General features: G+C 69.5%; 22 protein-coding genes and 1 pseudogene. 11 read left to right on the plus strand and 12 right to left on the minus strand.

Annotation, left to right across the window (positions count from 1 at the left end):
- The first annotated feature begins 45 nt into the window (after positions 1-45).
- Complete coding sequence (locus tag ACFOSH_RS26330) at positions 46-699, plus strand: pyridoxamine 5'-phosphate oxidase family protein (protein WP_378241738.1); 654 nt, start codon at positions 46-48, stop codon at positions 697-699.
- Between the two features lie 78 nt (positions 700-777).
- Here ACFOSH_RS26330 and ACFOSH_RS26335 read toward each other — a convergent pair whose 3' ends face one another.
- Both ACFOSH_RS26335 and ACFOSH_RS26340 read right to left on the minus strand, forming a co-directional pair.
- Positions 778-2,214 (minus strand): sensor histidine kinase, encoded by a 1,437-nt coding sequence (locus ACFOSH_RS26335; protein WP_378241739.1) that lies wholly within the window; start codon positions 2,212-2,214, stop codon positions 778-780.
- Positions 2,211-2,912 (minus strand): response regulator transcription factor, encoded by a 702-nt coding sequence (locus ACFOSH_RS26340; RefSeq protein WP_378241740.1) that lies wholly within the window; start codon positions 2,910-2,912, stop codon positions 2,211-2,213. Before ACFOSH_RS26340 ends, ACFOSH_RS26335 begins: the two co-directional genes overlap by 4 nt.
- Positions 2,913-3,049: 137 nt before the next feature.
- Here ACFOSH_RS26340 and ACFOSH_RS26345 point away from each other — a divergent pair, with 137 nt between their 5' ends.
- From ACFOSH_RS26345 to ACFOSH_RS26370, 6 genes are all read left to right on the plus strand, one after another.
- Positions 3,050-4,405: a ferredoxin reductase family protein gene (locus ACFOSH_RS26345; protein WP_378241741.1), complete on the plus strand. Its 1,356-nt coding sequence runs from the start codon at positions 3,050-3,052 to the stop codon at positions 4,403-4,405.
- A 17-nt stretch (positions 4,406-4,422) separates the two neighbouring features.
- Complete coding sequence (locus ACFOSH_RS26350; RefSeq protein ID WP_378241742.1) at positions 4,423-4,842, plus strand: FMN-binding protein; 420 nt, start codon at positions 4,423-4,425, stop codon at positions 4,840-4,842.
- Positions 4,839-5,576, plus strand: coding sequence for an FAD:protein FMN transferase (locus tag ACFOSH_RS26355; RefSeq protein WP_378241743.1), 738 nt, complete (start codon positions 4,839-4,841; stop codon positions 5,574-5,576). Before ACFOSH_RS26350 ends, ACFOSH_RS26355 begins: the two co-directional genes overlap by 4 nt.
- Positions 5,577-5,618: 42 nt before the next feature.
- Positions 5,619-5,999 (plus strand): VOC family protein, encoded by a 381-nt coding sequence (locus tag ACFOSH_RS26360; protein WP_378241744.1) that lies wholly within the window; start codon positions 5,619-5,621, stop codon positions 5,997-5,999.
- Positions 5,996-6,820: a class I SAM-dependent methyltransferase gene (locus ACFOSH_RS26365; RefSeq protein WP_378241745.1), complete on the plus strand. Its 825-nt coding sequence runs from the start codon at positions 5,996-5,998 to the stop codon at positions 6,818-6,820. The genes ACFOSH_RS26360 and ACFOSH_RS26365 overlap by 4 nt, the downstream gene beginning before the upstream one ends.
- 174 nt (positions 6,821-6,994) lie before the next feature.
- Complete coding sequence (locus ACFOSH_RS26370) at positions 6,995-8,005, plus strand: asparaginase (protein WP_378241746.1); 1,011 nt, start codon at positions 6,995-6,997, stop codon at positions 8,003-8,005.
- A gap of 76 nt (positions 8,006-8,081) precedes the next feature.
- Here ACFOSH_RS26370 and ACFOSH_RS26375 read toward each other — a convergent pair whose 3' ends face one another.
- The 3 genes from ACFOSH_RS26375 to ACFOSH_RS26385 form a co-directional block, all read right to left on the minus strand.
- Entirely contained in the window at positions 8,082-8,561 is a 480-nt protein-coding gene (locus ACFOSH_RS26375) for a cysteine dioxygenase (protein ID WP_378241747.1), read from the minus strand.
- Positions 8,562-8,820: 259 nt separating this feature from the next.
- The gene (locus tag ACFOSH_RS26380; RefSeq protein WP_378241748.1) at positions 8,821-9,834 is read right to left on the minus strand and encodes an NAD(P)H-dependent glycerol-3-phosphate dehydrogenase; all 1,014 of its coding nucleotides are present in this window, start codon (positions 9,832-9,834) and stop codon (positions 8,821-8,823) included.
- Positions 9,834-10,577 carry a lysophospholipid acyltransferase family protein gene (locus ACFOSH_RS26385; protein WP_378241749.1) on the minus strand — a complete coding sequence of 248 codons (744 nt, stop codon included), beginning with the start codon at positions 10,575-10,577 and terminating at the stop codon, positions 9,834-9,836. The genes ACFOSH_RS26380 and ACFOSH_RS26385 overlap by 1 nt, the downstream gene beginning before the upstream one ends.
- Before the next feature lie 66 nt (positions 10,578-10,643).
- Between ACFOSH_RS26385 and cofC the strand changes: the two genes are divergently transcribed.
- From cofC to ACFOSH_RS26400, 3 genes are read left to right on the plus strand one after another with little or no spacing between them, the layout of a single operon-like run.
- Entirely contained in the window at positions 10,644-11,273 is a 630-nt protein-coding gene (gene cofC, locus ACFOSH_RS26390; RefSeq protein ID WP_378241920.1) for a 2-phospho-L-lactate guanylyltransferase, read from the plus strand.
- 58 nt (positions 11,274-11,331) lie between these two features.
- Positions 11,332-13,635, plus strand: a complete 2,304-nt coding sequence (locus ACFOSH_RS26395) for an RNA degradosome polyphosphate kinase (protein ID WP_378241750.1) — start codon at positions 11,332-11,334, stop codon at positions 13,633-13,635.
- Positions 13,632-14,567 (plus strand): NUDIX hydrolase, encoded by a 936-nt coding sequence (locus tag ACFOSH_RS26400; RefSeq protein WP_378241751.1) that lies wholly within the window; start codon positions 13,632-13,634, stop codon positions 14,565-14,567. The genes ACFOSH_RS26395 and ACFOSH_RS26400 overlap by 4 nt, the downstream gene beginning before the upstream one ends.
- A gap of 708 nt (positions 14,568-15,275) precedes the next feature.
- On the opposite strand, the gene ACFOSH_RS26405 is transcribed toward ACFOSH_RS26400, so the two are convergent.
- The 3 genes from ACFOSH_RS26405 to leuC form a co-directional block, all read right to left on the minus strand.
- Positions 15,276-15,941, minus strand: coding sequence for an HU family DNA-binding protein (locus tag ACFOSH_RS26405; protein WP_378241752.1), 666 nt, complete (start codon positions 15,939-15,941; stop codon positions 15,276-15,278).
- Positions 15,942-16,194: 253 nt separating this feature from the next.
- Positions 16,195-16,797, minus strand: coding sequence for a 3-isopropylmalate dehydratase small subunit (leuD, locus tag ACFOSH_RS26410; RefSeq protein WP_378241753.1), 603 nt, complete (start codon positions 16,795-16,797; stop codon positions 16,195-16,197).
- Positions 16,798-16,846: 49 nt separating this feature from the next.
- Positions 16,847-18,265, minus strand: a complete 1,419-nt coding sequence (gene leuC, locus ACFOSH_RS26415) for a 3-isopropylmalate dehydratase large subunit (protein WP_378241754.1) — start codon at positions 18,263-18,265, stop codon at positions 16,847-16,849.
- Between the two features lie 79 nt (positions 18,266-18,344).
- Between leuC and ACFOSH_RS26420 the strand changes: the two genes are divergently transcribed.
- Entirely contained in the window at positions 18,345-19,046 is a 702-nt protein-coding gene (locus ACFOSH_RS26420; RefSeq protein ID WP_076162773.1) for an IclR family transcriptional regulator, read from the plus strand.
- Between the two features lie 70 nt (positions 19,047-19,116).
- Here the strand turns inward: ACFOSH_RS26420 and ACFOSH_RS26425 are convergent, their stop codons facing one another.
- From ACFOSH_RS26425 to ACFOSH_RS26440, 4 genes and pseudogenes are all read right to left on the minus strand, one after another.
- Positions 19,117-19,509, minus strand: a complete 393-nt coding sequence (locus tag ACFOSH_RS26425; RefSeq protein ID WP_378241755.1) for a hypothetical protein — start codon at positions 19,507-19,509, stop codon at positions 19,117-19,119.
- Between the two features lie 62 nt (positions 19,510-19,571).
- Complete coding sequence (locus ACFOSH_RS26430; RefSeq protein WP_378241756.1) at positions 19,572-19,772, minus strand: WYL domain-containing protein; 201 nt, start codon at positions 19,770-19,772, stop codon at positions 19,572-19,574.
- 227 nt (positions 19,773-19,999) lie between these two features.
- Positions 20,000-20,140 (minus strand): annotated as a pseudogene (locus ACFOSH_RS45150) (WYL domain-containing protein); the annotation flags it as partial.
- A gap of 95 nt (positions 20,141-20,235) precedes the next feature.
- Positions 20,236-20,370 carry a hypothetical protein gene (locus ACFOSH_RS26440; protein ID WP_378241757.1) on the minus strand — a complete coding sequence of 45 codons (135 nt, stop codon included), beginning with the start codon at positions 20,368-20,370 and terminating at the stop codon, positions 20,236-20,238.
- Positions 20,371-20,649: the final 279 nt, after the last annotated feature.

A 20,649-nucleotide genomic window follows, 5' to 3' on the forward strand; every position in this document is an offset into this window, starting at 1 on the left:
AATTGGCCGTTATTACAGGCCACTCTCGTGGGTGAGACTACTCCCATGTCCACCCCGCTCTCTCCCACCGACCGGACCACCCTCGGCCGTAAGAAGAACCGCGCGCTCACCGACCGCTCGGCGCTGTACGCGGTACTCGACGAAGGCCTGATCTGCCATCTCGGCGTCGTGCGCGACGGTGTCCCGCTGGTCATCCCGACCGGCTACGGCCGCGACGGGAACACGCTCTACCTGCACGGATCCACCGGGGCGAAGAGCATGCGGGACTCCGACGGGGTCGAGATCTGTGTCACGGTGACCCTGCTCGACGGCATCGTCTACGCGCGCTCGATCAACAACCACTCGATGAACTACCGCAGCGCCGTGATCCTGGGCAAGGCGGCCGCGGTCACCGACGCCGACCGGAAGACGCACGGCCTCCGCGTGCTGACCGATCACCTCGCGCCCGGCTCGTGGGAGCACGCGCGCGACGTCAACGCCAAGGAGTTCGCGTCGGTTTCGGTGCTGGAGCTGGACCTCACCGAGGCGTCGGTGAAGATGCGCGGCGAGGGTCCCGACGATCCCGAGGACGAGGTCGCGGACGATCTCGCGTGGGCGGGGGTGCTGCCGGTGCGGACGGTGTTCGGGGAGCCGGAGCCGTCGGTGGACCTGGCTTCGGCGTGGACGGTGCCGGACCACGTGAAGGGGCGGGTCGGGTAAGGCTCACCAACGCTATGAAAGGTCCTTTCCTTGCAAATTTTGCAAGGAAAGGACCTTTCATAGCGCGCGGGATCGGGGTTACGGGTGCGTTCGTGGTAGCCGCACGGTGAAAGTCGTCGCCCCCGGAACGCTCGAAACCTCGATCGTCCCGCCGTGCGCGGAGACCAGCGAGAGCACCACCGAAAGCCCGAGCCCGGTCCCGCCGTTGCCGCGCGTCCGGGCGGTGTCGACCCGGAAGAACCGGTCGAAGATCCGCTCCCGCGCTTCCGGCGGGACCCCCGGCCCGGCGTCGCTCACCCGCAGGACGACCTCGGCCCCCGAGGCCTCAGCCGAAACCGTGACCGGGGTGCCGGGCGGCGTGTGCACCGCGGCGTTGGCGAGCAGGTTGTCCAGCACCTGCCGCAGGCGCACCGGATCCGCTTGCAGGACAACACCTTCCGGGAGCGGGCCGACGGTCAGCGGATGCTCCGGGCGGCCGGCGGTGAAGGCCTCCCCCGCGTCGGTGATCAGCTCGGCGAGGTCGAGGTCGACCAGCCGCAGCGGGGCTTCGGTCTCCGGCGCGTCGAGACGCGCGAGGAGCAGGAGATCGTCGACGAGCACGCTCATCCGCTGCGTCTCTTCACGGATCTTCGACAGATGCGCCTCGCGTTCGGCGGGTTCGTTCGCCGCGGCGTAGCGGAAAAGCTCGGCGTAGCCCCGGATCGACGTCAGCGGCGTGCGCAGTTCGTGGGAGGCGTCGGCGATGAACCGCCGCAGCCGCTCGTTCGCCTCCCGGCGCGCGACCAGTGAGGAATCCAGGTGCGCCAGCATCAGGTTGAACGCCGTCCGCAGTTCCTCGACCTCGGCGCCGCCGCCGCTCGCCTGCGCGCGCACCGGGAGATCGGCGTTCGTGGTCAGGTCGTGCGACGCGATGTCGTGCGCCGTCCCGGCCATGTCGCTCAGCGGCCGCAATCCGCGCCGCAGCACCAGCCGTCCGGCGATCACCAGCACCGCCAGCGCCAGCAGGAACGCGACGACCTCGACCATCACCAGCTGGCTGACCGTCCGGTCCAGATCCGCCTGCGGCGCGGCGCTGACCAGCACGATGTTCCGGCTCGGCTCGATCGGGCAGGCCCGGACGCGGTAAGTGCCCTTGTCCTCGATGTAGACGGTGCGCAGCACCTCGGTCCGCGTCGCGTCCTCGGCGACCTTCGCCAGCGCCTTCGTGTCCGGTGGCAGGGAACCGCCGTCCTGCGCCAGCGCGTCCCCGTTCCGCACCGCGAAAACGGCGGAAAACCAGCCGTAGGCCTGCTGAGGTTTCCCGCCGTGCGTGGTGCGCAGCGACGGCACCTGGCTGATCTGGGTCTTGGCGAGCTGCTCGTCGAGCCTGTCGTTCAGATAGCCCTTCATGATGCCGACCATCACGGTGCCGACGACGGCGAACACCACCAGCGCCAGCACGCCGAGTCCGAGCGCCAGCCGGGTCCCGAGCCTCGACCGGCGCCAGGCGTGATACCACCGGTACAGCGTTTTCATCTCGCGGCCTGCCGGACCACGTAGCCGACCCCGCGCACGGTGTGGATCAGCGGCTCCTTGCCCGCGTCGAGTTTGCGCCGCAGGTGCGAGATGACGAGTTCGACCACATTGGACCGGCCGCCGAAGTCGTATTCCCAGACGTGGTCGAGGATCTGCGCCTTGGTCAGCACCGAAGGCGAACGCCGCATGAGATAGCGCAGCAGTTCGTACTCGGTCGGCGTCAGCTCGGCGGGCCTGCCGTCGCGGGCGACCTCGCGGGTGTCCTCGTTCATGGTCAGATCGCCGACCCGCAGCAGAGCGGCCGCCCTCGCCTGGCTGCTGGTGCTTCGCCGCAGCACCGCGCGCAACCGCGCCATCAGTTCCTCGACGGAGAACGGTTTGACGAGGTAGTCGTCACCGCCTCGGGTGAGCCCGGCGACGCGATCCGCCGTCGCGTCCTTCGCGGTGAGGAAGACGACGGGCACCGCCGTCCCCGCCTCGCGGAGCCTGTCCAGCACGGTGAACCCGTCGATACCGGGCAGCATCAGATCGAGCACGACGATGTCGGGCCCGAATTCGGCCGCCCTGGCGAGCGCGGCCTCACCCGATCCGGCGGTGACGGCTTGCCAGCCCTCGTAGCGGGCGACGGTGGCCACCAGGTCGGCGATATGCGGCTCGTCGTCCACCACCAGCAGGCGAACGGGGTTCTCGGTGTTCACCAGGCCCATCCTCCGTCAACGCGCGCGCGAGAGCGAGGCGGGAGCGCAGACGACAGGAAGCCGACAGGTTCCGCCAAGAAAGGTCACAGGTTGGCACAGCAGGCTCGGCACTTGAACCGGACCGGAAGGGACCACGTGTGAAAACCATGACGCAGACCGCCGTGAGACCGCGCCCGGCGATCCGTCCCAGGATCGCCGCACGCGCCGGGCTCTTCACCTTCATCGGGGCCAACGTGGCCGCCGTGACCGCGCTCTTCTTCGCCGCGGGGCCATCCGACAACGTCCTCATCAGCGTCGGCAGGCTCGCCGGGCTGTACGGGGCGCTGGCGATGGCGTTCCAGCTGCTGCTGGTCGCCCGGCTGCCGTGGCTCGACCGCCGCCTCGGCATGGACCGGCTCACCGTCTGGCACCGCTGGACCGGGTTCAGCCTCCTGTGGACACTGCTCACCCACTTCGTCTTCATCGTCTTCGGCTACTCGCAGGTCGAGAACAACGGCATGGTGGACGAGTTCGTCACGATGGTGACGAAACTGGAGGGGATCCTGCGCGCGGTCGTCGCGCTCGCGCTGATCCTGCTCGTCGGCGCCGTCTCCGCGCGGTTCGCCCGCCGTCGCCTGGCGTACGAGACCTGGCATTTCCTGCACCTCTACACCTACGCGGCGGTCGTTCTGGCGTTCAGCCACCAAATCGCGCTGGGCGGATCGTTCGCGTCGTCACCGGGGGCCCAGGCCTACTGGTGGGCGGTGTGGGGTGTCGCGCTCGGCTCGGTCTTCGCCGGCCGCGTGGTGCTGCCGCTGGCGCGGAATCTGCGGCACCGGCTGAAGGTCGTCGCCGTGGTCCCCGAATCCGACGACGTCGTCTCGGTGTACATCACCGGAAAGCACCTCGACAAGATGCCCGCGAGGGCGGGCCAGTTCTTCCTCTGGCGCTTCATGACCCGGGATCGCTGGTGGCAGGCCAATCCTTTCTCGCTTTCGGCCGCACCGGACGGCCACACCCTGCGCCTGACCGCGAAAGCCGCCGGTGACGGCAGCGCGTCGCTGCGGTCGCTGAAGGTCGGCACCAAGGTGTTCGCCGAGGGCCCGTACGGCGCGTTCACCACGATGCACCAACAGAAACCGGACGCGCTGCTGGTCGCGGGCGGCGTCGGGATCACCCCGATCCGCGCGCTCCTGGAGGAGATCTCCGGCCACGTCGTGGTGCTCTACCGCGTCCGCACCCAGCTCGACGCCGTCCTCCTGCCTGAGCTGCGGGGCTTGGCGCAGGCGCGCGGCGCCGTCGTCCACGTCCTCAGTGGACCGTCCGATCAGGCCGGTCCCCACGGGCCGGTGCTCGGCGCGCACAGCCTGCGGCTGATGGTGCCGGACATCGAGGACAGGGACGTCTTCGTGTGCGGCCCGCCCGGGATGACGTCGGCGACGTTGCGCAGCCTGCGGGAGCTGCGGGTGCCGAGCAGTCAGGTCCACGCCGAACGCTTCAGCCTCGCCGCCTGAACCAGGGAGTCCCGATCATGAAGAAGACCATCGTCGCCGTCACGGTCGCCCTTTCGACCTTCGGCTTCCTCGGGGTCTGGCTGTACGAACCGGGTCCGCTCGGTTCGGAGACCGTGGCCGTCGCCGCGCCCGCGCCGTCCACCGTGTCCTCTTCGGACGGTGGCGCCTCCGAAGGCGCCGAGCGCACCGTCGACGGTTCGGTGGAGAGCAACCGGTACGGCACCGTGCAGGTGCGGCTGGTGATCTCGGCCGAGGACAAGATCTCCGAGGTCCGCCTGCTGCGGCGGCCGGTCAGCGGACGCGGCGTCGACGCGATCCCGGTCCTGCAGGAGGAGACGCTGACCGCGCAGAGCGCCGACATCGACACCGTCTCCGGGGCGACGTCGACGAGCGAGTCGTACGTCAAATCGCTCCAGGCGGCACTGGACGCGAGATGAACCGTGTCGAGCAGGTCATGGGGCTGCCGGTCTCGGTCGACGTCCGCGCGGGCGGCGAACTCGTCGACCACGCGATCGACGGCGTCTTCGGCTGGCTGCGGGAGGTCGACGCCCGGTTCAGCCCGTTCAAGGCAGGCAGCGAGGTCTGCCGCTACGACCGCGGCGAACTCGCGCCTTCGGAGCTGAGCGACGACCTGCTCGAAGTGCTTTCGCTGTGCGACCACTACGAACGGCTGTCCGGCGGGGCGTTCACCGCCCGGCTCCCCGGACGGCGGCTCGACCCGAACGCGATGGTCAAGGGCTGGGCGGTGCAGCGGGCGGCGTCCTTGCTGCTCGCCGAGGGCCTGGACGTCTTCTGCGTCAACGCCGGTGGCGACGTCGTCACCTCCGGCGAACCGGAACCCGGCCGCGCGTGGCGGGTCGGCATCCGGCATCCCGAACGGTTCGACGCGATCTGCGCGGTGGTGGAGTCGTCCGGCGGCGCCGTCGCTACTTCGGCGGAATACGAGCGCGGCGCGCACATCCTGGACGGGCGGACCGGGCGCCCGGCCACCGGGCTGCTGAGCGTCACTGTCGCCGCCGGCGACCTCGTCACGGCGGATTCCCTGGCCACGGCCGCTTTCGCGCTGGGAACCGAGGGGATCGCCTGGATCGCGTCGCAGCCGGACTGTCAGGTGCTGATCGTCGACGCGAACCGGCAGGTGCACCGGTCTCCGGGGCTGCGGCTGGGCTAAAACGGTGGCAGGGGCCCGCGGGCTCAGGCAGACTGCGGACTCATGGCTTCTGTAGTGCAAAACTTCTTCTTCGACTGCGCCGACGCCTACGAACTGGGGCGGTTCTGGAGCGAGGTCGTCGGCAAACCGATGGCCGACGACGACGTGCCCGGCGATCCCGAAGCGATCATCATGCTGGACAACGGTGTCACGCTGTTCTTCGGGCAGGTCCCCGAGCCGAAGACGACGAAGAACCGCATCCACCTCTGCCTCGAACCCGACATCCCGCGCGACGAAGAGGTGGAACGCCTGCTGAAGCTCGGCGCGACGCTGCTGCACGACCGGCGCAAGCCGGACGGCACCGGCTGGGCCGTCCTCGGCGACCCCGAAGGCAACGAATTCTGCGTGCTGCGCAGCGCCGCGGAAAAGGCCGCGACCTCGTGACGGACTACGTCACCGTCAACCGCGCGAACTGGGACGAACGCGCTCCGGCCCACGCCGCTTCGGCGGATTACGGCTACGAACGGTTCGTCGCGGATCCCGCGCACCTCAGTGGTGTGGTCACCTTCGACCGGCCGCTGCTCGGCGACGTCTCCGGTGCGCGCGGAGTGCACCTGCAGTGCCACATCGGCACGGACACGCTTTCCTTGTCCCGCCTCGGCGCGCGGATGACCGGACTCGACTTCTCCGCCCCCGCGCTGGAGATCGCGCGACGGCTCGCGGCCGAGACCGGCGCGGAGATCGACTACCACGAGTCCGATGTGTACAGTGCCGCCGACGTCCTGGGCGCCGGGGAATTCGACCTCGTCTACACGGGAATCGGCGCGATCTGCTGGCTGCCCGACATCGCCCGCTGGGGACAGGTCGTCGCGGCGTTGCTGCGGCCGGGCGGACGGCTGTTCATCCGGGACATGCACCCGATGCTGGGCACCCTCGACGAGACTCAGCCGCAGATCACTCCGCGCTTCCCGTACTTCGAGCAGGCCGAACCGCTGGTATTCGACGTGCCGGGGACCTATGTGGACACCGATGTCACGTTCGAGAACAACCGGACGCACGAGTGGAACCACGGGCTGGGCCAGATCGTCACCTCGCTGCTCGACGCGGGGCTGACGCTGACGCGGCTGGTGGAACACGACAGCGTGCCGTGGAACGCGCTGCCCGGGTTCATGACCCCGGTCGAGGCGACCGAGGAATGGCGGCTTTCGGAGAATCCACAGCGGCTGGCGGCGAGTTTCACCATCGAAGCCGTTAAGCGGGCTTGAGCTCCGGCTTCCCACGCGTTTAGTCCTCTGAATGCGCCGGCCCCTCACCGAGGTGTCCGGCAGTCCGTGAAGGCCTCCTTCCCTACCTTGAGAGTAGGGAAGGAGGCCTTCACGGCGTCCCGCATTCAGCGGACTACTTGCGCCGGGTCCGGCCGACTTTGAAGAATGCGAAGCATGTCGAGTGATCCCCGACGGCCCCTTGTCGCCGTCGCCGCCCTGGGCGGCACCATCTCCATGGTCCCCGGTGACGGTGAAGACCACGCCGTCCCCCGGCTCACCGCCGCCGACCTGCTCGGCGACCTGGGCGAGAACCTCGAGATGGACGTCCGCGCGGAGACGCTCGCGGGGATCTCCAGCGCTTCGATGGACTTCGCGACCCTGATCAGGACCCGCGACTGGGCCGCCCGAGCCGTCGACGAAGGCGCTGAAGGCGTTGTCGTGGTCCAGGGCACGGACACGCTCGAAGAGACCGCGTACTTCTTCGAGCTGACGTGGGCTTCCGAGGCCCCGATCGTGATCACCGGCGCGATGCGCAACCCCAGTCTGCCCAGCGCGGACGGCGCGGGGAACCTGCTCGCGGCGCTGACCGTCGCCGCCGATCCCCGCAGCCGGGGCCGCGGCTCGCTGGTCGTGTTCAACGACGACGTCCACGCCGGACGCTGGGTCCGCAAGACGCATTCGAGCCACGTCGAGGCGTTCTCCTCGAATCCCGCCGGGCCGCTCGCGCTGGTCAGCGAGGGTTTGGTGCACTACTTCCACCCGGTCGCCGCCCGTCCGGCGGCGTTGCCGTTGGAGAACGCGGACTTCTCCGGGCTGGTCCCGATCGTCGAAAGCGGCGTCGAAGACACCGGCGAACTCCTGGAGACGCTGGTCAAGGCCGGGGTCAAGGGAGTGGTGCTCGCCGCGAACGGCGCCGGGCACGTTTCGGCGGGGTCCGCCGACGTGATCGAGCGCGTGCTGCCGGAGGTGCCGATCGTGGTCGCCGGCCGGACCGGCGCGGGGCCGACGTTCCGCGGTACCTACGGCTTCCGCGGTTCGGAGTCCGACCTGATCGCGATGGGCGCGACGATGGCGGGCTGGCTGGACCCGCGCAAATCCCGGCTCCTGCTGCACACCCTGCTCGCCACCGGTGCCTCGCGAGACCGCGTCGAGGCCGAATTCCGCCTGCGCGGCGACCTCGCCTGAAGCCCCGCGTTCCGTCCTCTGGATGCGGTAGTCGCACGCGCAAGGAACGCATTCAGAGGACTAAATGCGGGAAGCGTCAGTCCCGGATGGGGCCGGTGATGGGGTCCAGGTGGTACGGGCGCATGGTGCGCGGCTGGTGCCGGTAGACGTGCACGCTCACGGCGGGGTCCGGCCCGTCGTTGCGCACCTCGTGGATGTAGCCCGGACCGAAGACGCGCGACTGGCCTTCCGACAGCGAATGCAGCTCCGTCACCGCCCGGCCGTCGGACGCGCGCCGGGCGACCGTCTCGCTCAGCTTCCCGCCGACCACGGTGAACGCGCCCGCGGCGAATTCGTGGTCGTGCAGGTCGGTGTACTGGCCGGGCAGCCAGCTCATCAACCAGATCTCCTGCAGTTCGTCCGCCTCGACGAGGGCGGAGAAACGCTCCTCGGGGTCGTAGCGCAGCAAGTGCCGCCAGCGGTCACGGTCCGCGGCGAATTCGAGCGCGACGCGCACCGGGTGGCGCAGGGCGGGGTTTTCGGGAATGACGAGCGTGTTGTCCGGGACGGCGAACATGAAGGAGTCCTCGCAAAGGAAAGAAGGTGTCGATCTGGGCCGGGGCGGGGTTCACCGACAACAGAGACACGCGCACGCGACCGCGCCAAGACCCGAGAGGCCCCGCGACACAGTCATCCCACGTGCGAACATGCCCTCAGCGAACCAGTGCGGAGCCCGGCGGTCAACCGATCTCACACCGTGGACCGTGAGTTCTGCACCCGCGATCCATGCTCGCAGCACGAATCGGGCGCGGTCTGTCGCGATCCTGCGGTCTTTCTCAGGACCACTCGTGCTTCTGCGACCGTCCGAGCAGCTCGGCTCCGGCACGCCGCGGGTCGACACCTTCGTAACAGACGCGGTGCATCGCGTCGGTGATCGGCATGTCGACGCCGAGGCTCAGCGAAAGCTCCCGGATCGACGTGCACGACTTGACGCCCTCGGCGACCTGACCGCCGGTGGCCGCCAACGCCTGCTCCAGCGTCTCGCCCCGGCCGAGCCGCTCGCCGAAGGTCCGGTTGCGCGACAACGGCGACGAGCACGTCGCCACCAGGTCGCCGACGCCCGCCAGCCCGGCGAAGGTCAGCGGGTCGGCCCCGAGTTTCGCGCCGAGCCTGGCCATCTCGGCCAGCCCGCGGGTGATCAGCGTGGCCACGGTGTTGGCGCCCAGCCCCAGCCCCGCCGCCATGCCGCAGCTGAGCGCGATGACGTTCTTGCACGCCCCGCCCAGCTCGCAGCCGACGACGTCGGTGTTGGTGTACGGCCGGAAGTACTGGTTGAAGCTCGCCTGCTGGATCGCCTTGGCGTTGTCATGGTCGGTGCAGGCGAGCACCGCCGCCGCCGGCTGCCCCAGCGCGATCTCCTTCGCCAGGTTCGGCCCGGACACGACCACGATCTGCCCGTCGTCGACCCGGGCGATCTCGGCGATGACCTCGCTCATCCGCTTGAGCGTGCCCAGTTCGACGCCCTTCGCGAGGCTCACCAGGATCGCGTCGGACGGCAACAGACCGGACCACTCCGACAGATTGGTCCGCAACGTCTGGCTCGGCACCGCGAGGACCACGGCCTGCGCGCCGTCGAGGGCCTCGGCCGGATCCGCCGTCGCGGTGATCCGCTCCGGCAGTTCGATATCGGGTAAATAGGACGAATTGAGATGCCGATCCCGGATTTCGGCCGCGACCTCGGGCCGCCGGGCCCAAATGGTCACGTCACGTCCGGCGTCGCCGAGCACCTTGGCGAACGCCGTCCCCCACGATCCGGCGCCGAGCACGGTCACACGCTGGACCTCGGCCATCAGGCGTCTTCCCCCGGCTTCTTCGCGGGCGGTTCCTCCTGGCGGATGTCCGCGAGCAGGGTGGTGATGTCGGTCATCATCAGATCGGTGACCTCGCGCAGCTTGGACGCGCTGCGCGTGGACCCGTCCTTGTAGGCCGAGAGGTCCATCGGCTCACCGACCAGATGCGTGATCTTCTTGCGCGGGAACGGCGTGAACTTCTTCGTGTAGCCGTTGAAGATGTGGTTCGTGCCCCAGCGCGCGACCGGGATCACCGGCACGTCGGTCTCCAGCGCGAGCCGCGCGGCGCCGGTGAACGGCTTCTTCGGCCAGCCGTCCGGGTCCTTGGTGATCGTCCCCTCGGGGTAGATCACCACGATCTTGCCGTCCCGCAGCGCCTGGTGAGCGGCCTTGAGGCTGTCCCCCGCGGCTTTCGAACCCCGCGAAACCGGGATCTGCCCCGCCCCGACGAAGATCTTGCCGAACAGCGGCGTCCTGGTCAGGCTCTCCTTGCCGAGGAAACGCGGCACCCGCTTCTGGCGGTGCACGAACACCGCGTCCACCACCGGGTCCATGTGGGACACGTGGTTGAGCAGGAGCAGCGCGCCGCCTTCGCGGGGGATCCGACCGGCGTTGCGGTAGACCCGCTTGCCGATGGCCGTCGCCGGGTAGAACAGTGCGGCGGCGATGCCCACCCAGATGCCGCCCTTCTCACGCCGGGCCAATTCGTCCTCCTCGAAGTCACACGTGTCGTCCCAGAGCACTGATCCTGCCGCGCGCACGCGAGCGCGGTCCAGGGAGGGTCGGGTAAGAATGCAGATGTGGACAGTGTGGGTACCGACCTGATCGTGCCGATGAAACGCCCGGCGCAGGGCAAGTCGCGGCTTCGCGGCGCGGTCGTGCCCGAGCGGCACGCCGAACTGGTGCTGGCGCTGGCCTACGACACGCTGTCCGCGGCGACCTCGGCGGACGGGGTCCGCCGGGTGCTGGTGGTCGCCGCCGACCCGGCGTCGGTGGCGGAGCTCACCGAGTTGGGCGTCGAGATCGTCACCGAGCCGTCGGGGGGCGGATTGAACGCGGCCCTGCGGTACGGCGAAGAGCTGCTCCGCCGGGATACGCCGTCCGGTCTGGTCGGTGCCCTGCAGGCCGACCTGCCCGCGCTGCGGACCGAAGACCTCACCGCCGCCCTCGCCGAGGCCGCCGGGCGCCGGGCGTTCGCCGCGGACCGGCAGGGAACGGGCACGACGCTGTTGCTCGCGGGGGCGGGCCGTGCGCTGGCACCCCGGTTCGGCGAGGGTTCCGCGCGGGCGCACACCGCGTCCGGTGCGACCCCGCTCACGATCGCCGCGGAATCACTCCGCGCGGACGTGGACACCTCGGATGATCTCGCTCACGTCCGCACCCTCGGTGTCGGAAAGCGCACTTCAACCCTGTTGGGAACACCCTGCGTGGTGATGTGACGAGAGTTCACCCCGCGGACCCGCGCGCGGCGCACATAATCGCGCCGAGTGGTGAACAATGAAGCCCGTGAGCACAAACGACGGCGGCACCCCGAACTCGGCAAGGAAGCGGAAGACCTCCGCCGCGAAACCGGAACCGGACAACGGCACGGCGAAACCGTCCCGGGCCGGAAAGACCAACAGCTCGGCTCCGCGCGCGGCCATCCGGGCGACCCGCGGCGGTTCGGCCAGCCGTCCCGCGCAGGAGTTCCGCTCGCTGCCGGGCGCGCCTCCCGCGGTGACTTCGGCGCCCACCGCCGTCGAAACACTGCCCGACGACCGGTACTTCAACCGTGAGCTGTCGTGGCAGGACTTCAACGCGCGCGTGCTCGCGCTGGCCGAGGACGAGTCGCAGCCGCTGCTCGAACGCGCCAAGTTCCTGGCCATCTTCGCGTCCAATTTGGACGAGTTCTACATGGTTCGGGTCGCCGGGCTGAAGCGCCGCGACGAGACCGGTCTCCCGGTCCGCAGCGCGGACGGGCTCACCCCGCGCGAGCAGCTGGCCTACATCGCCAAGCGCAACCAGGATCTGGTCGAGCGGCACACGAACGCCTTCGAGCTGCACTTGCGGCCGCAGCTGGCCGACGAAGACATCCACATCGTCGGCTGGAACGACCTCACCGGCGCCGACCAGCTCCGGCTGTCCAACTACTTCAGCGAGCAGATCTTCCCGGTGCTCACACCGCTGGCCGTGGATCCCGCGCACCCGTTCCCCTACATCTCCGGCCTTTCGCTCAACCTCGCGATCACCGTCCGGGACCCGGAGGCGGGCACCGAGCGGTTCGCGCGCGTCAAGGTCCCGAGCAACGTGCCGCGCCTGATGCGCATCGAGCAGCAGCCGAGGGAGGTCCGCACAGCCACCTTCCTTCCGCTGGAGGAACTGATCGCCGCCCACCTCGGCGAGCTGTTCACCGGGATGGAGGTCACCGAGCACCACGCCTTCCGGGTCACCCGCAACGCGGACTTCGAGGTCGAGGAAGACCGGGACGAGGACCTTCTCCAGGCCCTGGAACGCGAACTGGCCCAGCGCCGGTTCGGCCCGCCGGTGCGGCTCGAAGTGGCGCAGGACATGAGCGAGCACATGCTCGAACTGCTGCTGCGCGAGCTGGAGGTCGACCCGCGCGACGTCGTCGAGGTCCCCGGTCTGCTGGATCTGACCTGCCTGCACCAGTTGTCCGGTGTCGACCGGAAGGAACTCAAGGACCGCCCTTTCGTCCCGGCGACGCATCCGGCGTTCGGTGAGCGCGAGACGCCGAAGTCGGTGTTCGCGACGCTGCGCGAGGGCGACGTCCTCGTGCACCACCCGTACGACTCGTTCTCCACCAGCGTCCAGCGGTTCATCGAGCAAGCCGCCGCGGACGAGAAGGTGCTGGCGATCAAGCAGACGCTGTACCGCACCTCCGGCGACTCCCCGATCGTCGACGCGCTGATCGACGCCGCCGAGGCGGGCAAGCAGGTCGTCGCGCTGGTCGAGATCAAGGCGCGGTTCGACGAGCAGGCCAACATCACCTGGGCCCGCACGCTGGAACGCGCCGGCGTGCACGTGGTGTACGGGCTCGTCGGGCTGAAGACGCACTGCAAGGTGTCGATGGTGGTGCGCCAGGAGGGTTCGACCATCCGCCGCTACTGCCACATCGGCACCGGCAACTACAACCCGAAGACCGCGCGGCTGTACGAGGACCTCGGCATCCTGACCGCCGACCCGACGATCGGCGCGGACCTGACGGACCTGTTCAACGTGCTCACCGGGTACTCCCGCCAGGACACCTACCGCAACATCCTCACTTCGCCGCACGGGATCCGCCGCGGCATCGTGCGCGCGATCGGCGAGGAGATCGAACTCGCCCGCGCCGGCCAGACCGCCGGGATCCGGCTCAAGTGCAACTCGCTCGTCGACGAGCAGATCATCGACGCGCTGTACCACGCATCGCAGGCCGGAGTGCCCGTCGACATCGTGGTGCGCGGGATCTGCGCGCTGAAGCCGGGAGTGGAAGGACTGAGCGAGAACATCCACGTGCGCTCGATCCTCGGGCGGTTCCTGGAACACTCGCGCATCTTCAACTTCCGCGCGGGCGGCACGCACTGGATCGGCAGCGCGGACATGATGCACCGCAACCTGGATCGCCGGATCGAGGCGCTGGTGCGGGTCAAGGATCCGAAACTGACGGCGCAGCTGGACTACATCTTCGAATCCGCGCTGCACCCGGCCACCCGCTGCTGGGTGCTGGCCGCCACCGGCGAGTGGACCCCGTTCCCCGCCTCCGGGGACGACGTCCGCGATCACCAGGTCGAGCTCGCGAAGCGGCACGGAGCCGCCGGATGAGCGGGGTCGTGCGGGCGGCGGGCGCCGTCCTCTGGCGTCGCGCCGGGGACCGGATCGAGGTCGCGCTGGTCCACCGGCCGCGCTACGACGATTGGTCGCTGCCGAAGGGAAAGCTGGATCCGGGCGAGACCATCGCGGAGGCCGCGGTCCGCGAGATCGCGGAGGAGACCGGATTCGAAGCGGTGCTCGGCCGGTATCTGGTGCGGACCGAATACACCGTGGCGGGAGCGCCGAAGACCGTCGACTACTTCTCCGCGCACGCGGCTTCCGGCGAGTTCGCGCCGAACGAGGAAGTCGACGAACTTCGCTGGCTCGACGCGGAGGTGGCGGAGAAACTGCTGACGCGGCCCGGGGACGTCCGGGTGCTGCGCGAGTTCTCCGCGCTGCCGCCCGCGCTCACCACGGTGATCCTGGTGCGGCACGCCAAAGCGGGTAAGCGTGACGAGTGGAACGGCGACGACGACCTGCGGCCGCTTTCGGACGCGGGTCAGCGTCAGGCCGAAGCGCTGCGTTCCTTGCTGCGGCACTACGCGCCGGACAGGGTGCTCTCGGCGCCGAGGCTTCGTTGCGTCCAGACGGTGAACGGGCTCGCCGAGGATCTCGGGACCGAGGTCCGGCACGAGCCGCTGCTGTCGGAAGAGGGCTACTGGCCGGACCCGGTGCTCGGTGTCGCGCGGCTGCTGGCCATCGCCGGTGACGGCGGGACGCCGGTGGTCTCCAGTCAGGGCGGCGTGATCCCGGACGTGGTCAGCGCGCTGGCCGACCGCGACGGCGTCGACCTGCCCGCCGCGCGCGGCGGTGTGGTGCCGTCGAAGAAGGGCTCGTTCTGGGTGCTGTCCTTCCGCGCTCCGACCGAAGAGGACGGGCCGGTGCTGGTGGCCGCGGACTACTTCGCGTCGCCTTTGCCCACGCCCGCTCCGGCGCATCGCTGACGCTCGATTCGTGTGAAGGCCCCCTTCCCCTCGGGATGGGGGCCTTCACGCGCCAAGGGCGAAGGGATGGTCCGGTGGGCGGGAGGCGTTGTGCCCGGCGGCGATGCCGGTCGACGCTCAGGCGCTCACCTGGCCGTGAAGGCCTCCTTTCCTACTCTGAAGGTAGGGAAGGAGGCCTTCACGGACCTGTCATCCGGGCGTTCGCACCACTTTCCCGGTGCGACTCCCCCACGTGGGTGACGTGCCGCTACTCCGGCCGTGTGCCAGGGAAGCGGAACTCGCCGAGTCTGAAGTGCCTGTGGGTAGGTGGATCCGCCGCGACGTGAGTTCCGACACCGCGTCAGCGCGGGGAGCCGCAGGGCGCTGTCCAGCGGCGACACCGATCGTCTCTCCACTGTGGAGGACGCTTCGGGGAGTGCGGCCGGGCGGTCCGGCGGAACGGGACGATGCGCCATCGGGGTGACCGTCGCGAAGCAATCGCCATAGGCGCGCCACATTCGTCCACAGAACGCCGCGGATCCGTTCCAGGCCCCTTTATTCCCCGGCACCCCCGCTCAAGGGCGTTGTGAGGAAAGGAGACGGCCGCAACGCACTGACAGGCGCATTTCGCGGTGATCGGTCCGGCTCCGACGGGTTCCGGGCCGAAAAATGCGGCAGGGCCCCGCGCCGTGCGCGGGGCCCTGCCGTTGGCTCACTCGTGGAGAGAGCTTACTTCTTCTTCGCAGCCGCCGAAGTCCGCTTGGCCGGAGCCTTCTTGGCGGGAGCCTTGGCGGCGGGAGCCTTGGCGGCCGGCTTCGCGGCGGCCTTGGTGGCGGTCGCCTTCTTGGCCGTGGTGGCGCGAGTCGTGGCCTTGGCCGCGGTCTTCGGCGCCGCCTTGGCGGCGGTCGTCTTGGCCGGTGCCTTGGTCGCGGTCGCCTTGGCGGCCGGCTTCGCGGCGGCCTTGGTGGCAGCGGCGGCGCGCGTCCGCGTGGTGGTGGTACGCGTCGCGGCCGGGCGGCTGGCGGCCGTCCGGGTCGTCGTCGCGCGGGTGGCGGCGGCCCGAGTGGTGGTGGTGCCGGCGGTCGCGCGCTTCACAGCGGTGGCCTTCGGCAGCTTCTTCGAACCGCTGATGACGTCCTTGAAGGTCGTGCCGGCGCGGAAGGCGGGCACGTTGGTCTTCTTGACGCGAACGGTCTCACCGGTGCGCGGGTTCCGCGCGGTACGGGCGGCGCGGGCGCGCTTCTCGAACACACCGAAGCCGGTGATGTTCACCTTCTCGCCCTTGTTGACCGTCCGGATGATGATGTCGACAAGGCCATCGACGGCCTCCGACGCGACCTTCTTGTCGCCCAGGCGCTCCGACAGCGCCTCGATCAGCTGGGCCTTGTTGGCCATTCCAGTCCTCCAAGAAGAACTTGTTGTACACGGCCCCGTCGGCCGACTTAGCGCACACGGTATTACCAATGCAGCACAAATTCCAAACGACGCGCGGAAATTTCCCTTGCCTCGGGGGCTGTTCCGCCTCTTGAGGGACCCCTCCGGGGCCTCTCGAGGTGCCGTTCGGTGCGGTTTCGGGGCTCTGCGAAGGACCCTCGGCCGGGGTGCGGATTCCCTGCTCAGCAAGGGAATCCGCCCCCTTTGACCAGGCCTAGGAGGTGGCCGCCGGGAGGGTCACCGGCTTCCAGGAGGGGCGCTGAATCTCGAAAGTGTCGATCTCCTCCGCGTGGCGGAGTGTCAGGGCGATGTCGTCGAGCCCTTCGAGGATCCGCCAGCGGGTGTAGTCGTCGATCTGGAAGGGCGCGGTGAAGTCCTTGGCTCGTACCGTCTTCGACTCGAGGTCCACCGTGACCTCCGTCCCAGGCTCGTTTTCGAGCAGCTTCCACAGCAGTTCGACGTCCGCCTGGGCGACTTCGGCGGCCACGAGGCCCTGCTTGCCCGAGTTGCCGCGGAAGATATCCGCGAACCGGGACGAGATCACGGCACGGAAGCCGTAGTCCATCAGGGCCCAGACCGCGTGCTCGCGGGAGGAACCGGTGCCGAAGTCCGGGCCCGCGACCAGGACCGAACCGCTGGTGAAGGGCTCTTGGTTGAGGATGAACGACTCGTCGGAGCGCCAGGCGGCGAAGAGCCCGTCCTCGAAGCCGGTGCGGCTCACGCGCTTGAGGTAGACCGCCGGGATGATCTGGTCAGTGTCCACGTTGGACCTGCGCAGCGGGACCCCGACGCCGGTGTGGTGGGTGAACGCGTCCATGGTGGGAACTCCTTCGCGGATGTCAGCGATGTCAGCGATGTCAGCGCGGTCAGCGGGCGGTGGCGGGCTGCAGGTCTTCGGGGCTGGACAGGGTTCCCCGCACGGCCGTCGCGGCCGCCACGAGGGGCGAGACCAGGTGCGTCCGGCCGCCCTTGCCCTGCCTGCCTTCGAAGTTGCGGTTCGAGGTCGACGCGCTGCGCTCGCCCGGCTTGAGCTGGTCCGGGTTCATGCCGAGGCACATCGAGCAGCCCGCCTGACGCCATTCCGCGCCCGCTTCGGTGAAGACCTGGTCCAGCCCTTCGGCCTCGGCCGCCTGGCGGACCCGCATCGAGCCGGGGACGACGAGCATCCGGACCGACCCGGCGACCTTGTGCCCGCGCAGGACGTCCGCGGCGGCCCTCAGATCCTCGATACGGCCATTCGTGCAAGAGCCGAGGAAAACGGTGTCCACCGCGATCTCCCGCAGCGGCGTGCCCGGCTTCAGGTCCATATAGGACAGGGCCTTTTCAGCGGCGATGCGCTCGTTCTCGTCGCCGATGCGCTCGGGGTCGGGCACCTCGGCGCCCAGCGGGAGCCCCTGGCCCGGGTTCGTGCCCCAGGTCACGAAAGGCGTGAGCTCGTCGGCGTTCAGGCGCACCTCGGCGTCGAAGACGGCGTCGCCGTCGGTGCGGAGTTCGCGCCAGTTCTCGACGGCGGCGTCCCAGTCGGCGCCCTGCGGCGCGTGCGCACGGCCCTTCAGGTACTCGAACGTCGTCTCGTCCGGGGCGATGAGCCCGGCGCGCGCGCCGGCTTCGATGGACATGTTGCAGACCGTCATCCGGGCTTCCATCGACAGGTTTTCGATGGCTTCGCCGCGGTACTCGAGGACGTAGCCCTGTCCGCCGCCGGTGCCGATCTTCGCGATCACCGCGAGGATGATGTCCTTCGCCGTGACACCGGGCCGCAGGGCACCATCGACCGTGATGGCCATCGTCTTGAATGGACGGAGCGGCAGCGTCTGGGTGGCCATCACGTGTTCGACCTCGGAGGTGCCGATCCCGAAGGCCATCGCGCCGAAAGCGCCGTGCGTCGAGGTGTGACTGTCGCCGCACACCACGGTCATCCCGGGCTGGGTCAGGCCCAGCTGCGGGCCGATGACGTGCACGATGCCCTGCTCGGCGTCGCCCATCGGGTGCAGCCGGACGCCGAACTCCTTGCAGTTGTTGCGAAGGGTGTCGACCTGGGTACGGGACACGGGATCCGCGATCGGCAGCTCGATGTCGATCGTCGGGACGTTGTGGTCCTCGGTCGCGATGGTGAGGTCGGGGCGGCGCAGTTTCCGGCCCGCCAGGCGGAGTCCGTCGAAGGCCTGCGGGCTGGTGACCTCGTGCAGCAGGTGCAGGTCGATGTAGAGCAGGTCCGGCTCGGCCCCCTCGCCGCGCCGCACCAGGTGCGACTCCCACACTTTCTCGGCCAGTGTCCGGGGCATTTCCGGCTCCTCACATGCGGTGAAATCGGTACTTCCCACCATCTGGACATCTCAAACTTCGGGAAGATAGTATCGGCTTGTGGGACAGCATAGCGGTATCGGAGTACTCGACAAGGCCGTGGCCGTGCTTCAGGCCGTGGCCGAAGATCCTTGTGGCCTGGCGGAACTGTGCACGCGGACCGGTTTGCCGCGCGCGACGGCGCATCGGCTGGCGGTCGGGCTCGAGGTGCATCGCCTGTTGCGCCGCGGCCCCGACGGGCGCTGGCGGCCGGGGACAGCGCTCGCGGAACTGGCGGGCGGTTCGACCGATCCGCTGCTCGACGCGGCCGGTTCGGTGCTGCCGAAATTACGCGACATCACCGGGGAAAGCGTTCAGCTCTACCGTCGCGACGGCGTCCAGCGCGTCTGCGTTTCGACCGCGGAGCCGCCCAGCGGTCTCCGTGACACGGTGCCGATCGGCTCGCGACTGCCGATGACGGCGGGATCCGGTGCGAAGGTGCTCGCCGCGTGGTCGGATCCGCACACGCAGCGGACGATCCTTTCCGAAGCCGTGTACGGGGAGCGCACCCTGCTCGAGGTCCGCCGTCGCGGCTGGGCCCAGAGCGTGGCGGAACGGGAACCCGGTGTGGCGAGTGTCTCGGCGCCGGTCCGGGATTCGACGGGCACCGTCGTCGCCGCGGTGTCGGTTTCCGGGCCCATCGAACGGATAGGGCGCAAGCCGGGAGCGCGCTGGGCCGCGGACCTGCTCGCCGCCGCGGACGCGCTGCAGGAGCGCCTCTGAGCCGTCCGGACGCATGAGAAGGCCCCCTCGCTCACGGCAAGGGGGCCTTCTCGCGGTCCGGACCGTCCTATCAGAACTCGTCGGCCTCGGTCAGCTCGTGTTCGAGTGTGTCGGCACGCGTGACGAGGGACTTCAGCGGATGTTCGAACTCGTTCCGCAGGTTCAGATCGACCAGCGGGATCGTGTGCTTGAGCAGAGCGACACCGTCCACCACCGCCGCGCCGCCGACCGAGTCACCGCCCGCCAGTTCGAGCAGGCGGCGCAGATCGATCTTGTCGGCCCAGCCGACCGGGGACGAGATCTCCACCCACTCCGCGCCGTCGTGGTCGGGCAAGTGGTGCAACGACACCTGCTGGCCGCGGCCTTCCCCGGTGTCGACCCGGAACCGGAGCCAGCCGTCCCGCTCTTCGAGCACCTCGTACCGCGCCCGGACGAAATTGATCACGCCTGCCCAGATGGACACCCTCGTCACCTCTCGGTTTCGCCGCCTCGTGCGCTGTCGAGCATGGCACATCCGGAGCGGCCTCAGCCGCCCGGATAGAGGCCGGCCATCGCGCGCACGGTCTCGGTCAGGTGGGCGACCAGCGCGGCGGGCTCCAGCGCCTGGGCGTCGATGCCGAGCCTGAGCAACCCGGCGGTGGCGTGGGGCACGCTCTCCATCGGGATCCTGGCGCGCCGCCGGCCTTCGGCGTCATCCTCGGTGAGGGTGCGGCGGGCCAGTCGCACGGCCCGGGGCCGAGGACGTCCGGCAGGGCGGCGATCCCCCGCGGCGACAGGCGGATGAGCGCGGTCTCGGTCTCCTCCGCCTCTTCGTAGCCTTCGACATGTGCCCGCCAGAACGCGGAGAGTGCGAATCCCTCGGGCCGTTCGGCCTTCTCCGGCAGCGTCCGCGACCGCTGGATCGAGGCGACCTTGTAGGTGCGCGGCTGGTTCCGGCGGGCGGCGATGAGGTACCAGACCCCGGCCTTGAGCACGAGCCCCAGCGGATGCAGCCGCCGCGTGACGACGCCGGGTTCCGGCGACCAGCGGCGGTACCGGATCTCGATGACCTGGCCCCGCCACAGCGCTTCCGCCACGGCGGTCAGCAGCGGCACCGGTTCGGCTTCGGAGTACCAGCCGGGCGCGTCGAGATGGAACCGTTGCCGGATCCGCGTCGACGCCTCCCGGTACGGCGTCGGCAACGCGGCCGTCAGTTTGAGTAACGCCTCGACGTCACGGGGACGGTGCGCGCGGTCACGCCGAGTTCCGCGGCCAGCCTGGCCGCGCTCATCTTCCCCCGGTTCCGCAGCAGCAACAGGAGGGACATCATCCGGCCGGCACGCACGATCCGAAGTCTGCCAGCGACCGCTGACAGAAGATGTCAGTGAAGGCGCCGCAAGATCGTCGGCATGAACGATTTCGACGGCTGAAGACCCTTTTCGAGGACGGTGACGACTGATACGAGTTCCCCGGGACCTCCACCTGCCTGCCGATCTTCGGGGGCGGCGGCAACACCGAGGAGATCGTTTTCCCGACGCTGGGCAGCAGCGGCTTCACCCCGCGCCTGTTCGACGTCGAGAGGAAGGAGTGGTCGATCTACTGGGCGAGCAGCCGGACCGGGCTG

The sequence above is a fragment of the Amycolatopsis speibonae genome, assembly GCF_042647925.1.
GTDB lineage: Bacteria > Actinomycetota > Actinomycetes > Mycobacteriales > Pseudonocardiaceae > Amycolatopsis > Amycolatopsis speibonae.

Coding starts and splice junctions, on each gene's coding strand:
- ACFOSH_RS26360 (WP_378241744.1), top strand. CDS start 5,619: ATGGCTTCTGTAGTGCAAAACTTCTTCTTCGACTGCGCCGACGCCTAC.
- leuD (WP_378241753.1), bottom strand. CDS start 16,797: ATGGACGCGTTCACCCACCACACCGGCGTCGGGGTCCCGCTGCGCAGG.
- ACFOSH_RS26335 (WP_378241739.1), bottom strand. CDS start 2,214: ATGAAAACGCTGTACCGGTGGTATCACGCCTGGCGCCGGTCGAGGCTC.
- leuC (WP_378241754.1), bottom strand. CDS start 18,265: ATGCCCCGGACACTGGCCGAGAAAGTGTGGGAGTCGCACCTGGTGCGG.
- ACFOSH_RS26375 (WP_378241747.1), bottom strand. CDS start 8,561: ATGTTCGCCGTCCCGGACAACACGCTCGTCATTCCCGAAAACCCCGCC.
- ACFOSH_RS26405 (WP_378241752.1), bottom strand. CDS start 15,941: ATGGCCAACAAGGCCCAGCTGATCGAGGCGCTGTCGGAGCGCCTGGGC.
- ACFOSH_RS26370 (WP_378241746.1), top strand. CDS start 6,995: ATGTCGAGTGATCCCCGACGGCCCCTTGTCGCCGTCGCCGCCCTGGGC.
- ACFOSH_RS26395 (WP_378241750.1), top strand. CDS start 11,332: ATGAAGCCCGTGAGCACAAACGACGGCGGCACCCCGAACTCGGCAAGG.
- ACFOSH_RS26400 (WP_378241751.1), top strand. CDS start 13,632: ATGAGCGGGGTCGTGCGGGCGGCGGGCGCCGTCCTCTGGCGTCGCGCC.
- ACFOSH_RS26330 (WP_378241738.1), top strand. CDS start 46: ATGTCCACCCCGCTCTCTCCCACCGACCGGACCACCCTCGGCCGTAAG.
- ACFOSH_RS26350 (WP_378241742.1), top strand. CDS start 4,423: ATGAAGAAGACCATCGTCGCCGTCACGGTCGCCCTTTCGACCTTCGGC.
- ACFOSH_RS26355 (WP_378241743.1), top strand. CDS start 4,839: ATGAACCGTGTCGAGCAGGTCATGGGGCTGCCGGTCTCGGTCGACGTC.
- ACFOSH_RS26380 (WP_378241748.1), bottom strand. CDS start 9,834: ATGGCCGAGGTCCAGCGTGTGACCGTGCTCGGCGCCGGATCGTGGGGG.